The sequence below is a fragment of the Shewanella decolorationis genome (genome assembly GCF_004354305.1).
Classification (GTDB): Bacteria; Pseudomonadota; Gammaproteobacteria; order Enterobacterales; family Shewanellaceae; genus Shewanella; species Shewanella decolorationis.
The window spans coordinates 4232698-4246920 of sequence record NZ_CP037898.1 but is presented as its reverse complement, the minus strand read 5'-3'; the positions used below and the strand labels follow the sequence as shown (position 1 = coordinate 4246920).

11 protein-coding genes are annotated in these 14223 nt (G+C 45.5%); 8 read left to right on the top strand and 3 right to left on the bottom strand.

The window, feature by feature from the left end; translation table 11 throughout:
- Positions 1–198: 198 nt before the first annotated feature.
- Positions 199–2565 (bottom strand): phosphoketolase family protein, encoded by a 2367-nt coding sequence (locus EYR25_RS18940; protein WP_023267627.1) that lies wholly within the window; start codon positions 2563–2565, stop codon positions 199–201.
- Between the two features lie 430 nt (positions 2566–2995).
- On the opposite strand from EYR25_RS18940, the gene EYR25_RS18935 reads away from it, so the two are divergent.
- On the top strand, positions 2996–4462 hold the full coding sequence (locus EYR25_RS18935) for an alanine/glycine:cation symporter family protein (protein ID WP_023267626.1): 1467 nt from the start codon (positions 2996–2998) through the stop codon (positions 4460–4462).
- Between the two features lie 108 nt (positions 4463–4570).
- Positions 4571–5344, top strand: a complete 774-nt coding sequence (gene yaaA / locus EYR25_RS18930) for a peroxide stress protein YaaA (protein ID WP_133182184.1) — start codon at positions 4571–4573, stop codon at positions 5342–5344.
- Between the two features lie 101 nt (positions 5345–5445).
- On the opposite strand, the gene EYR25_RS18925 is transcribed toward yaaA, so the two are convergent.
- Complete coding sequence (locus tag EYR25_RS18925) at positions 5446–6852, bottom strand: M28 family metallopeptidase (protein ID WP_133182182.1); 1407 nt, start codon at positions 6850–6852, stop codon at positions 5446–5448.
- A 135-nt stretch (positions 6853–6987) separates the two neighbouring features.
- Here EYR25_RS18925 and EYR25_RS18920 point away from each other — a divergent pair, with 135 nt between their 5' ends.
- On the top strand, positions 6988–7284 hold the full coding sequence (locus EYR25_RS18920) for an ArsR/SmtB family transcription factor (protein ID WP_023267623.1): 297 nt from the start codon (positions 6988–6990) through the stop codon (positions 7282–7284).
- Between the two features lie 60 nt (positions 7285–7344).
- Here EYR25_RS18920 and rpsT read toward each other — a convergent pair whose 3' ends face one another.
- Positions 7345–7611: a 30S ribosomal protein S20 gene (gene rpsT, locus EYR25_RS18915; protein ID WP_011623708.1), complete on the bottom strand. Its 267-nt coding sequence runs from the start codon at positions 7609–7611 to the stop codon at positions 7345–7347.
- Positions 7612–7863: 252 nt separating this feature from the next.
- On the opposite strand from rpsT, the gene murJ reads away from it, so the two are divergent.
- From murJ to fkpB, 5 genes are all read left to right on the top strand, one after another.
- The gene (gene murJ, locus EYR25_RS18910) at positions 7864–9423 is read left to right on the top strand and encodes a murein biosynthesis integral membrane protein MurJ (protein WP_133182180.1); all 1560 of its coding nucleotides are present in this window, start codon (positions 7864–7866) and stop codon (positions 9421–9423) included.
- Positions 9424–9488: 65 nt separating this feature from the next.
- The gene (gene ribF, locus EYR25_RS18905; protein ID WP_133182178.1) at positions 9489–10424 is read left to right on the top strand and encodes a bifunctional riboflavin kinase/FAD synthetase; all 936 of its coding nucleotides are present in this window, start codon (positions 9489–9491) and stop codon (positions 10422–10424) included.
- 32 nt (positions 10425–10456) lie between these two features.
- A complete protein-coding gene (gene ileS, locus EYR25_RS18900; protein ID WP_133182176.1) occupies positions 10457–13279 on the top strand; it encodes an isoleucine--tRNA ligase in 2823 nt (940 codons plus the stop codon).
- A gap of 9 nt (positions 13280–13288) precedes the next feature.
- Positions 13289–13801: a signal peptidase II gene (lspA, locus tag EYR25_RS18895; RefSeq protein ID WP_011623704.1), complete on the top strand. Its 513-nt coding sequence runs from the start codon at positions 13289–13291 to the stop codon at positions 13799–13801.
- Positions 13801–14223 (top strand): FKBP-type peptidyl-prolyl cis-trans isomerase, encoded by a 423-nt coding sequence (gene fkpB / locus EYR25_RS18890; protein ID WP_133182174.1) that lies wholly within the window; start codon positions 13801–13803, stop codon positions 14221–14223. Before lspA ends, fkpB begins: the two co-directional genes overlap by 1 nt.

Below are 14223 nucleotides of genomic sequence, written 5' to 3'. Positions count from 1 at the left end.
GCAAAACATTGCTAGCACTTAGTGTGGGGATCCTTTGGTATTGTAGCCAGCGATTAATTATCACCGCATTTGTTAAAACTTTCCAGTGTTCAGTCTGAAGTTTTTTTATCGAATAGCATTTTGTTTCTTATTTTGGATGTTAAAAAGGCATCCCTGAGGATGCCTTTTTTGTATTGTGTTTGTTAATTTAATTGAGTGTTAGCGTGTCCAAACCCAATTCTCAATTTCAACAGGGTCAACACCATGTGCTTTAATATAGTTACGGTGGTCAACGAGTCGTTGCAGCATATCTGTAGTGATTGAAACATGCTTAGTTTCGTCAATAACGCCCTGTTGGAATAGTTTGTAAGCCATATCAATAACAAGGTGATAGCGAGAAGTACCATTACGCACACCCATATCAAATGGTGTTGTTGTTGAACCTTCTTCTTCGTAGCCTTTAATTCTGAAACGGCGGCTTCCTTTGTAATCAAAAATTAACTTTTTGATCGTATTTGGATAACCATGATAGTTAAATACAACCCCTTTATCTTGGGTAAATATTTCATCCATCATCCATGGTTTTTCTTTAAATTTACGGCTGCCTAAGCCATCACTGCTTAATTCGGTTACGCTGACAAAGCGAATTCTGACTCTTGGTAAGAGTTCACGAATAATCACTAAAGAGGCCATACATTCTTGAGTGACATAATCACCACAACCCGCAAGCACGATATCTGGATTTTCATCTGAAGCAAAATCCCACACCATCACACCGTCTTTAGCTTGTTTGCGTGCTTCTTCTAAACTCAGCCACTGTGGTAGCTCTTTTTTACCAGCAACTAGGATGTTTAGTTTGTCACGATCCGCAAAGGCACGTTCGGTATAAACTAAGGTGCTGTTTGCATCAGCAGGTAAATAAGCAGAGATAATCTTTGGATGCTTTTCTAACATCGCACCGAGGAACGATGGGTTTTGATGCGAGTAACCGTTGTGATCCTGACGCTCTAATAATGAAGAAAGTACTACGTTACACGCTGGTAAAGGTTTGCGGAAATGCACCCCTTGGCTGGCATAAACATATTTACAGTATTGGTCGGCCATTGAAGATACAACCTGTGAGAAAGACTCATAGGTTGGGAACATGCCGTGGCGACCTGTTACTGTGTAGCCATGTAACATACCAAATAGTAAGTTCTCAGAGAGTAACTCGAGTACGCGGCCATCACGAGACATATCTTCGTCCCAGCTTTCAATTGGCCATTGCCATGCGCGGTCAGTTTCTTCAAATACCGCTTGCAGTTGGTTTGAATAGGTTTCGTCTGGGCTAAAGATACGTAAGTTACGTTGGTCACGGTTTAGTTTGAATGCGTCACGCATCCATTGACCCATTTTCAGCATGGAGTAACCGCGGTGTCCGCGTGGCACTTCTGGGCCATAGCTGAGTTTTTCTAGATCTGGATTAGATAACGCTCTAACAACTTCCCCGCCGTAAGTGAGATGTTGGCGACCACAGGCTAAATGTTTTGGTGGGATCAGCGAGCCAATATCCGCATCAAAAATCAGTTCACCTTGAGCATTGATTTGATAAAGCTCTTGGAACTGGTAGCTGGCTAACCAGTTATCCAATGCAGTTAAGTGGCCTTTATCGGTCGCACATTTGTTGACGATAACTTGGTGCGATTCGCAGTTACCTTCTAATTTTGTACCATTATATTCGCTTACACCTGTCCAGCCTTTGGCGGTGCGCATTAGGATCACTGGCCAGCGAGGTTTGACAATATCTTCACCCTTACGTGCGCGGGTTTGGATATCGTTAATCATGCTATAAGCAGTATCCATGGCTGCAGCCATTTGGACGTAGATATCTTCTTCCGCTTCGCTGTCAACAATAATAGGGTGATAGCCAAGACCGCGGAATTCAAGATCTAACTCTTCATGGCTCATGCGTCCCATACGGGTTGGGCCTGAAATCTTATAGCCGTTGATATGTACGATTGGTAACACTGCGCCGTTGGTGGCGGGGGAGACTAAACGGTTCGCATACCAAGAGGCTGCTAGAGGACCGGTTTCTGATTCACCGTCACCTACTAATACGGTTGCGATAAGATCAGGATTGTCTAATACAGCTCCCCAACCTACAGCTAACGAGTAACCTAATTCGCCCCCTTCAAGAATTTGACCGGGTGCTTCAGGGTTAGCGTGAGAAGGGTAGCCATAGGCTGCCGAAAACTTCTTACAGATATCTTCAATACCAGTTTCATTATAAGGAATGGTTTCTGGATAAAAGTGGCTGAGTGAGCCTTCGATGAATAGGTTAGCTTGTACTGCGGGGAAACCATGGCCTGGGCCGACTAAGTAAATGAAAGGACGATTATGTTTTACAATGAGTCGGTTGACGTTGGCATAAACGAAGTTGATCCCTGGACAAGTCCCCCAGTGGCCGAGCAGGCGAGGTTTAATGTCCGAATGCGCAAGTGGGCGCTTATGTAATACGTTTTGCTTTAGGTAAATCTGAGAGGTGGCGAGGAAGTTAGTGGCTCTTACATACTTTTTAAGAGCATTTATCTCATGTGTTGTCGTCATATTAAGCCTCACTAGAGCAGACGGAATTGAACTGTGTTGTGTTGGGGTTACTATATTTGTAATTTTCTTACAAAAATGTGTCCTGCATCCAAATTTTAAAACTTGTGTTTGTCGTTAACGCATGTTGACTAAGTTTGTTAAATTGTTAATTTAATATTAACAGTGACTTATCTAAGCTTTACGAGTGTGAGATTGTCGCTATTTAACGATACAAACCTAGGCTTGATCACATGAGTAATTTCGAATACTGTGCTATTTTGCTGCGTTGAATTCGGTAGCCGTGATGTTGTAAATTCACGGAAGGATAATTTGAAAGAATAAATCTACCGATATTCTTACCTTTATTTGGAAGGATTCATTCACCACAAATGTTGCACCTCGCTAAGTATAGGTGGAGGCGGGCATTTGCTACGGGAAGAAGTAAAATAATATGTTAGAAACGATTGTAAACTTTTTGAACGCACTGCTCTGGGGCAAATTGCTCGTTTATGGACTGGTGGGTGCGGGGCTTTATTTCACCTTACGGCTTGTATTTATTCAACTTACTCACTTCAAGCACTCTCTAAAAGTCATGACCATGAGCCGCCAAGGCTGTGAAAGTGGACTGTCTTCATTCCAAGTATTCTGTACGAGTATGGCCGCTCGGGTTGGCGCCGGAAACATGGCCGGTGTTGCAGTAGCGATTGGCGCTGCTGGACCTGGCGCTGTGTTTTGGATGTGGCTTATTGCCATGTTGGGCATGGCAACCGCCATGGTGGAGTCGACGCTTGCACAAGTATATAAGGTACGAGATACCAACGGTCAGTTTCGCGGCGGTCCTTCCTATTATATGGAGAAGGGACTTGGACAGAGATGGATGGGGGTGTTGTTTGCTTTCTTCCTGATCATCGCCTTTGGTTTAGTGTTTAATGCGGTACAAGCCAATACCATTACGGGGGCAATGGAGCGGGTGTTTGGCTTCGACCCGACCTATGTCGGGATCGGCTTAGTGTTAGCTAGTGGTTTTGTGATAGTCGGTGGCTTACGTAAAGTTGCTCGAGTGTCAGAATTTATCGTGCCTATCATGGCACTGGCTTATATTCTGATTGCCTTTATTATTGTGTTGTTCAATTTAGATCAATTGCCCGCTGTCATCAGCTTGATTGTAAAGAGTGCGTTCGGTTGGCAAGAGGCCGCAGCAGGTGGAGTTGCTTATACGGTCGCTCAGGCCATGCAAGCGGGTATTGCCCGTGGTTTGTTTTCAAACGAGGCGGGGATGGGCAGTGCGGCAAACGTGGCTGCGAGTGCCTCGCCTAATCCTAATCATCCAGCATCCCAAGGTTTTGTGCAGATGATGGGAGTGTTTGTCGATACCATCGTTATCTGTACTGCAACTGCGGCAATTATTTTGCTTTCAGGCGATATTGGTTCTAGCGATGACGGCATTCGTCTCACCATCAATGCGATGTCAAACCACGTTGGAGATTGGGGCGGCGCCTTTATTGCGATAGCCATTTTCCTATTCTGCTTTACCTCTATCATTGCTAACTATTCCTACGCCGAAACCAATGTGATGTTTTTAACGGGTAATAGCACTAAGGCATTACCGCTATTTCGTCTGTGTGTATTAGCTATGGTGATGTTTGGTGCAGTGGCCAAAATCAGCTTAGTGTGGAACTTAGCAGACGTGTCTATGGGGCTAATGGCCACGGTCAATATTATTGCTTTGCTGCTGTTATCTGGCTTAGCAATACGGGTTATCAACGATTACTGTGAGCAATTGAAGAGTGGCAAAATGCCTGAGTTCGATCGCAGTAAGTTCCCCGAATTGATGGAACAACTCGATGATGGTATTTGGCAGGATAATAGTGCTAACGAGCAGGCGAAAACGCGTACAGAATCTGCGCTTAGTCGATAAACTCAAGTTCACTGATTAACGCTATCGGAAAAACCACGTCATCCGTACGTGGTTTTTTTATGCTTGTTCAGTATCATAGTGGCGTATTTTATTTGTTGGAGCGTGTTAATGTTGATTTTGGTTTCACCGGCGAAAACCCTAGATTTTGAGCAACCTCCCTTGACTCAAACCCACACTCGGCCCGATTTTTTAGCTTATAGCCAAGAGCTTATTCAAGTCTGCCAACGGTTAACCCCCAGTGACATAGCAACATTAATGAAGGTGAGCGATAACATCGCAGGTTTAAATGCCGCGCGTTTTGGGGAGTGGACACCCGATTACAGCATTGATAATGCTAAGCAGGCAATTTTTGCTTTTAGAGGCGATGTTTACACGGGGTTTGATGCTGATACGCTGACACCCGAACAGCTTGAACGGACTCAGTCACAGCTGCGCATTTTATCTGGGCTCTATGGTTTACTGCGGCCATTGGATTTAATTTTACCTTATCGCTTAGAAATGGGGACGGCGCTTGCCAATCCTAAAGGTAAGAATCTCTACGATTTTTGGGGCAACACTCTCACCGTAGCGGTCAATAATGCGGTCGCTGCGCAGGGGGATGACATCATTATCAATCTTGCGTCCAGTGAGTATTTCAAGGCGATAAAACCAAAACAATTAGCAGGTCAATTAATCACTCCTGTCTTTAAAGATTTTAAAAATGGCCAATATAAAGTCATTAGTTTCTTTGCGAAAAAAGCGCGGGGAATGATGGCAAGATATATTATTGATCAGCAAGTGAGTTCGATTGATGAATTAAAAGCATTTGATGTGGCAGGTTATTACTACAGTGAAGAATTGAGTAAACCGAATGAGCCAACATTTTTACGTGAAGCGCAATAACGTATTACTGCTTAAATAAAAAGAGCTGCTTAGGCTTAATGCCAGTCAGTTAAGCTGACTGGCATTTTTCTTTTTATGGGTGAATGATTTACTTATGAGGCTTATTTCGATTCAGTGCTAATGGGCGTTAACACTAAATTTGAGTTTGCCATGATATAAGCAAATTGAGCATATGCCGCCACATTTTGTGCCAAAGCCTTAGGATCGATTTTATCTAAGGTATCGTTAGGTGTGTGGTGATAATCGAAGTAATCGTGGCCATCCTGTCTTAACGATGCAACAGGTACGCCTAATGCGGGTAGCATAGAGACATCAGGTCCGCCAGAGGCCTGATTATTACCAAGGGCGACACCGTTGTATGTCATTGGTTTAATGCTCTCTTGAACTTGGGCGAAAACGTTGTCACTTACCTTAGTGTCGATTTGATAAATTGGACCCGCGCCGAAATCTGATTCTGCAGCAATATAATGTAGAGGTAACTCGGCTTTGTGTGCTTCAGCATAAGCCTTACCCCCCACTAAGCCAATTTCTTCGGCTGCATATAGTACTACTCGCACCGTACGAGCGGGCTTTTGTGGAAGATCTTGAATATGTTTTGCTGCCGCTGTCACAATCGCAACACCAGCGCCATCATCAATTGCACCTGTACCTTCATCCCATGAATCTAAATGGGCACCAATCAGCACGATTTCGTTAGGTTTACTACTGCCAGTGACTTCTGCAATAACGTTGTAAGAGGTATTCGTACCTAAATCCTTCGGTGACATATGCAGCTCGAGCACCGCATTCGGATCGCGTTTTAACATGGCATCGACTAAGTCTGCATCGGGATTAGACATCGCCGCAGCAGGGATTTTAGTCACACCATCTTGATAACGCATCACGCCAGTGTGTGCCATGCGGTCATGGTCGGTGCCTATTGAGCGAATGACGATTGCTACGGCTCCCTTTTGTGCTGCTGCGACAGCGCCCTTCGAGCGGCCGCCGACACTTTTTCCGTAACCTTCACCAGTTATATGACGCTCCGTTTTTTGATCGATAAAGGCAATTTTACCTTTTACATCATCAGGGTTGGCTTGTTGTAATGCTTCTAGGCTATCAAAGCGAGCTATTCTAGCCCTAATGCCCGTTACTGGCGTTGCAATGCTGCCACCCAATGCAGTAATCACCAAAGGTTGCTCTACCGGAGAGATAATCTTGGCTTTGGCTTCTCCACGTTCCCAAATAGGAACCTGTACTGGCTCTTTATAAACCTTATCAAACCCGAGGCTGGTTAACTTATTCATTGCCCAGTTCACGGCAATAATGTCTTTTGGACTACCAGCAAGGCGCGGTCCTACTTCTACCGTAAGAGATTCGACAATGTCATATCCAATCGAAGAGGCTAAAGCGGTTTGTTGTAATTGAGAAGGGATATCTGTTTTGACTGGTGTTTCGATATGAGTTTGGCAAGCGCTCAAACCACTAATAAAAAGGCCTGTTATCAACGTTGTTTGGTAGGGTTTCATAGGTTTCCTTTGTTTTTATTAAGCATGTCCCACTTTTGAAAACAATCTAGCAAAAAGTGTGCTTTATGTCCCGACTATATCTGTAAGGCAACGCTATATTAGCGCAGGGGTTAGTTTTAGGAGAAAATGTGCGTAATGAATATTGAATTAATGCAGGAGCGAGCCGATCATGCCGTAGTGCTATTAAAAGCACTCGCGAACGAACGCCGTTTATTTATCCTTTGTTATTTATTGAGCGAAGGTGAAATGTGCGTTGGCGAAATGAATAAAAAATTAGGCTTAAGTCAATCGGCACTATCACAACACCTTGCTTGGTTACGCAAAGATAATTTAGTAACCACACGCAAAGAAGCGCAAACCGTATTTTATTCGCTAAAGAGTGATGAAGTGCGGGAGATGATCCATTTACTGAACAATATTTATTGTCATTAATGATAATCATCAGATATAAAAAAACCGGCAATTGCCGGTTTTTTTTATTCACTAAGAAAATTAAGCAGCCAGTGCTTTGATCTTAGCGTTCAAACGAGCCTTATGACGGGCAGCTTTATTCTTGTGAATAAGGCCTTTAGTCGCCATACGGTCAACGATTGGTTGTGCAGCAGCGAAAGCTTCAGTTGCTGTTTTGTGATCGCCAGCTTTGATAGCAGCGATTACTTTTTTAACGTATGTACGTAACATTGAGCGACGGCTGGCGTTGTGCTGACGACGCTTTTCAGATTGAAGCGCGCGCTTCTTTGCAGACTTGCTATTAGCCAAGGTGCAACTCCTAAAAACTGGATTTGATACTTTTAAAGGCCGAGGAATATGCCTGCATTTAGTCACTTTGTCAATGACTATGATTGAATAATCATCATAAAGATAAATTAATTCAACCCGCCTTGGCTATCTTCAACCCAACTCGTGTAATATGTGGCGCAATTCTAACAGCTATTGCCGCAGTGTGACAGAGCCTGAGTCGATTTTTTGAGATGAATCACCTAATCCATTCGATGTAGGTCTGGGGGACGTTTGAGTAAAAAATTATTGAAATCTGGCATGATTGTTAGTGCTATGACGTTGATTTCTCGTGTTTTAGGTTTGGTTCGAGATGTAGTTGTTGCCAATTTAATGGGGGCAGGGACAAGCGCCGACGTTTTTTTCTTCGCGAATAAAATTCCTAACTTTTTACGCCGATTATTTGCTGAGGGGGCTTTTGCTCAGGCATTTGTTCCCGTACTGACCGAGTATCAAGAAAAACACACTTCGGACGAGACTCGAGAGTTACTCAGTAAAGTGGCGGGAACCTTAGGGCTGTTGGTGACCATTGTGACGCTTGTCGGTGTCATCGCATCCCCCGTATTGTCAGCCTTATTTGGTGGCGGCTGGTTTGTGGCTTGGCTTAACAATGAGCCCGATGGCGCTAAGTTTGAGCTGGCAACCGTTGTGCTTAAAATCACCTTCCCGTATCTGTGGTTTATCACCTTTACCGCGTTAGCGGGGTCCATCCTCAATACCCGTGGGCGTTTTGCGGTATCGGCCTTTACCCCAGTATTCTTAAACGTCGCTATTATTGCGGCGGCAATGTTTTTTGCGCCTACGTCTACTCAGCCTGAAATTACCCTTGCTTGGGGGGTGTTTTGTGGCGGTTTAATTCAGTTTTTATTCCAAATTCCCTTCTTACTCAGGGAAAAGGCCTTAGTTAAACCTTCATGGGGTTGGAAGCATCCTGGTGTGGTGAAGATCAGAACCTTGATGATCCCTGCGCTGTTTGGGGTGTCAGTTTCACAAATCAATCTATTATTCGATACATTCATTGCCAGCTTCCTCATGACGGGCTCCATCAGCTGGTTGTACTATTCAGACCGCTTATTAGAATTTCCACTCGGTTTATTCGGTATCGCCATTGGTACTGTAATTTTACCTGCTTTATCTCGCAATCATGTGAATGCCGAAGGGGATGGCTTTGGTAAAACAATGGATTGGGGCATTAAGGCAATTCTTTTATTAGGATTACCCGCTATGATGGGGTTGATTGTGCTCGCCCAGCCCATGCTGATGGTGTTGTTTATGCGCGGCGCCTTCTCCATTCAAGATGTGGAAATGGCATCCTACAGCTTGATGGCTTATGGCAGTGGTTTACTCAGCTTTATGCTTATCAAAGTGTTAGCGCCTGGATATTACTCACGCCAAGACACAAAGACTCCTGTGCGTTACGGCATTATCGCCATGATCACTAACATGGGCTTTAACCTGATCTTTGCGATTCCCTTTGGTTATGTTGGCTTAGCGATTGCGACATCGATGTCGGCTTTACTGAATGCGACCCTTTTATATCGCGGCCTACACAAAGCGGGTGTTTACCGAATTTCTAAGCCAACAATGGTGTTTTTCCTTAAAGCCGTGGTTTCAACGGCCTTGATGGTGTTAGTCTTGTACTATTTCTTACCCACGCAATCCCAATGGTTGGAATGGCAGTTAGTTGGGCGTGCTAAGGCTTTGATTGGCTTGATTGCTGTTGGTGCTATGACGTATTTACTTGGCTTATTGGCGTTAGGAATTCGTCCTTGGTCAATGAAACGGGGAGTTTGATTGCTGATTCTTATCGTTAGCTGTTATATAATCAGCCGATTTGCGCTTGGCAGTTGTCTAAAGTTATGGAATTAATCCGCGGTATACATAACATTTTGTCATCTCACCATGGCTGTGTGCTGACGATAGGTAATTTTGATGGTGTGCATCGCGGCCATGCACAGGTGATTGCTAATCTGGTGCAAAATGCCAAACAGCTCTCGCTACCGCCGACTGTGATGACATTTGAACCTCAACCACAGGAGTTATTCCGTGGTGAGAATGCGCCCGCGCGTCTGAGCCTATTGCGGGACAAAATCATCCTGCTCGATGAGTTAGGCGTTGAACGGTTAGTGTGTGTTAACTTCAATCGCGCCTTTGCGGACCAACCAGCGGAGCATTTCATCGAAGAACTGCTGGTGCGTAAACTCGGAGTGAAGTACCTCGTCGTTGGCGATGACTTTTGCTTCGGTCAAGGCCGAAAAGGCAATTTTGAAATGCTGATGCAGGCGGGAGCTCGTTATGGCTTTACCGTGGTCAGCACCCAGAGTTTCATGGTGGGGTCGCAACGCGTGAGTTCGACCGCAGTAAGAGAACAATTGGCTAAAGGGAACCTAGAGCAGGCGAGACGCCTACTCGGTCATCCCTTTACTTTAAGCGGCCGCGTGGCCCATGGCCAAAAAATTGGCCGAACCATAGGTTTCCCCACCGCCAATATCGCACTCAAGCGCAATGTAGTGCCGGTGCGCGGGGTGTTTGCGGTGAAACTCTATTGGGAAGATAGCGATATTTATGAAGGGGTAGCCAACATTGGCTTCCGCCCGACCGTAAATGGTCAAGTTTGTCAGCTTGAGGTGCATCTTTTTGATTTTGAAGGTGACATTTATGGCAAGCATGTTGAGGTTGAGTTAGTGGCAAAACTTCGCGATGAACAACCCTTTGATTCATTGGATGCACTAAAACAACAGATTTTGAATGATGCAAATGAGGCCAGAGCTTTATTTGGTAACGATGCAGGCTGATATTTATCAGTTTAATTAACGGTATAGGATCAATGAGCGACTATAAATTTACTTTGAATTTGCCGGAAACTGAGTTTCCGATGCGTGGTAATTTGGCAAATCGCGAGCCAGAGATGTTAGAGCGCTGGACGAAAGACGGTCTGTATCAGCAGATCCGTGATAGCCGAATTGGCCGCACACCTTTTATTCTGCATGACGGCCCACCGTATGCGAACGGCAGCATTCATATTGGTCACTCAGTAAACAAAATTCTTAAGGACATTATTGTTAAGTCAAAAACCATGTCTGGTTTTGACGCGCCTTATGTGCCTGGTTGGGATTGCCACGGTCTGCCAATTGAACTGAAAGTTGAGCAAAAAGTCGGTAAGCCTGGTCAAAAAATTTCTGCGGCCGAATTCCGCGAAGAATGTCGTAAATATGCGGCTGAGCAAGTCGATGGTCAACGTGCTGACTTTATTCGTTTAGGCGTGCTGGGCGATTGGCAAAAGCCTTATTTAACGATGGACTTTGCTACCGAAGCCAATATCGTACGCTCTCTATCAAAAGTGATTGAAAACGGTCACTTACATAAAGGTGTAAAACCCGTTCATTGGTGTACAGACTGTGGTTCTGCCCTTGCCGAAGCCGAAGTAGAATACGAGGATAAAACCTCTCCCGCTATCGATGTGGCCTTTACAGCGACTGATAGCAAAGCTTTAGCCGCTCAGTTTGTTGTAAGCGATTACTCACATCCTATCGCTATGGTGATTTGGACTACTACACCTTGGACACTGCCTGCTAACCGCGCGTTATCTATCAGCCCTGAGCTGGATTACAGCTTGGTTGAATTTGTGAAAGAGGGCGCGACTCACGCGGTTATTCTGGCCGACGTGTTAGTTGAAGCTTGTATGACGCGTTACGGCGCCGAGAGCCACAGCGTGTTAGGTAAAGTTAAAGGCGCAGCGCTTGAGCTGGTTCGCTTTAAGCATCCATTCTTAGCCTTTGACGTGCCTGCGATTTTAGGCGACCACGTGACGACTGACGCGGGTACGGGAGTGGTTCACACGGCACCTGGCCATGGTCAAGACGACTTCGTGGTAGGTCAAAAATACGGTTTAGAAGTGGCAAACCCTGTTGGCGATAACGGTGTTTACAAACCAGACACTGAGTTTTTTGCTGGTCAACATGTATTTAAAGCAAACGACAATGTGGTTGCACTGCTGAAAGAAAAAGGCGCGCTATTACACCATGTTGCGTACCGTCACAGCTATCCACACTGCTGGCGCCATAAAACGCCCATTATCTTCCGTGCTACGCCGCAATGGTTTATCTCAATGGATAACCACAACCTGCGCAAGCAAGCATTAGGTGAAATTGAGCAGACTCAATGGATCCCTGATTGGGGCCAAAGCCGTATCGAGAAGATGGTTGAGAATCGCCCTGATTGGTGTATCTCCCGTCAACGTACTTGGGGTGTACCAATTACATTATTCGTACACCGCGAAACCGAAGAGTTGCACCCTGACAGCGTCTCGTTAATGGCACGTGTAGCCAACCGCATTGAGCAGGAAGGCATTCAAGCTTGGTGGGATCTCGATGCTGCCGAATTACTGGGCGAAGAAGCCGAACAATACCGCAAAGTGACCGATACCTTGGACGTATGGTACGACTCAGGTTCAACCTTTGCTTCTGTGGTTGGGGCGCGTCCAGAGTTTCATGGTCATGGCGTCGATTTATACCTCGAAGGTAGCGACCAACACCGTGGCTGGTTTATGTCATCATTGATGATTTCTACTGCGATGACTGGCAAAGCTCCTTACAAGCAAGTGCTGACCCACGGCTTTACAGTTGATGGTAAAGGTCGCAAGATGTCGAAATCTATCGGTAACGTCATTGCGCCGCAGCAAGTCACCAACAAGTTAGGTGCGGACATTCTGCGTCTTTGGGTTGCTGCAACCGACTATAGCGGTGAAATGACGGTATCGGATGAAATCTTAAACCGTAGCGCCGATGCTTATCGCCGTATTCGTAACACCGCTCGTTTCTTACTAGCGAACCTTAATGGCTTCGATCCTGCTAAGGATTTAGTGGCAGTAGAAGATATGGTGGCGTTAGATCGTTGGGCGGTGCGCCGCGCGGCAGCGCTGCAGCAAGAAATTATCGAAGCTTACGAGCAATATAACTTCCATATTGTGACGCAAAAGCTGATGCAGTTCTGCTCGGTTGAGCTAGGCAGCTTCTACTTAGATATCATCAAAGATCGTCAGTACACCGCTAAGCAAGAGGGCCATGCCCGCCGTAGCTGTCAATCGGCACTGTTTCACATTGCTGAGGCCATGGTGCGTTGGATTGCCCCAATCCTAAGTTTTACTGCCGATGAAGTGTGGCAATTACTGCCAGGTCAACGTGATGCTTACGTGTTTACCCAAGAATGGTATCAAGGTCTGCAATCTATCACTTTAGATACAGATCTCAGCGATGCGTACTGGGAAAATCTGCTGACTGTGCGTAACGAAGTCAACAAGGTCATCGAGCAAGCACGCCGTGATAAACGTATTGGTGGCTCCTTAGAAGCCGAAGTCACACTGTTTGCTGATGCGGCATTAACTGAACAGTTAACGCACATTGGTGATGAGCTTCGTTTCGTCCTGTTGACCTCTGAAGCCAAAGTATTGCCATTGGCGGATGCGACAAGCGATGCCGTTGAAACCGAACTTGTGTCATTGAAGTTAGTGGTAAATGCGACAACAGCAGAGAAATGCGAACGTTGTTGGCACCATAGGGAAGAAGTGGGCACGATTGAGGCTCACCCAACGCTGTGCCATCGCTGCGTAACCAATATTGAAGGTGACGGCGAAGTTCGTCTGTTTGCGTAAAGGATCTGTATGCCATTAACTTGGAAAGACAGTGGCTTACGTTGGTATTGGGTAGTTGTATTGGTGTTTTTGGCCGATCAACTATCCAAGCAATGGGTCTTAGCCAATTTTGATTTGTTCGAATCGGTGAAGTTATTACCTTTTTTTAATTTCACCTATGTACGTAACTATGGCGCCGCATTTAGCTTCTTAAGTGAAGCGGGCGGTTGGCAACGTTGGTTATTTACCCTAGTGGCCGTTGGTTTCAGTACCTTGTTGACTGTGTGGCTGCGCAAGCAATCGGCATCCCTATGGAAGTTAAATTTGGCTTACACCTTAGTGATTGGTGGCGCCCTAGGTAACTTAATCGATCGATTGATGCATGGTTTTGTGGTGGATTTTATCGATTTTTATTGGGGTAAGAGCCATTATCCGGCCTTTAATATCGCAGATTCCGCGATTTTTATCGGCGCAGTGCTAATCATTTGGGATTCGTTTTTTAACAGCAAATCAGAACAAGATAAAACCGAAGAGGTGAAGTAGTGACTGTGACACGTTCGTTATTGTGCCATATGAATATTGTGCTTGAAGATGGTTCAACCGCCGACAGCACTAAAGCCTCGGGTAAGCCAGCACGTTTAAATATCGGTGATGGTACTTTAAGCCCTGCATTCGAAGCGCAGCTTGCTTCCTTAAATGAAGGCGACAAGCACAGCTTTACGCTTGAAGCCGTCGATGCGTTTGGTGAGTCAAATCCCGATGCGATTCATTATATGGATAGAACCCGCTTTCCAGCCGATATGGAGCTTGAAGTTGGCGTTATCGTGAGTTTTGCTGGTCCTGGCGGCAGTGAGATCCCCGGCATTGTGCGTGAGGTTGCGGGCGATTCGATTACGGTCGACCTCAATCACCCTCTAGCGGGACACAAAGTGACATTTGAACTCGACGTGGTGAAGGTACTGTAA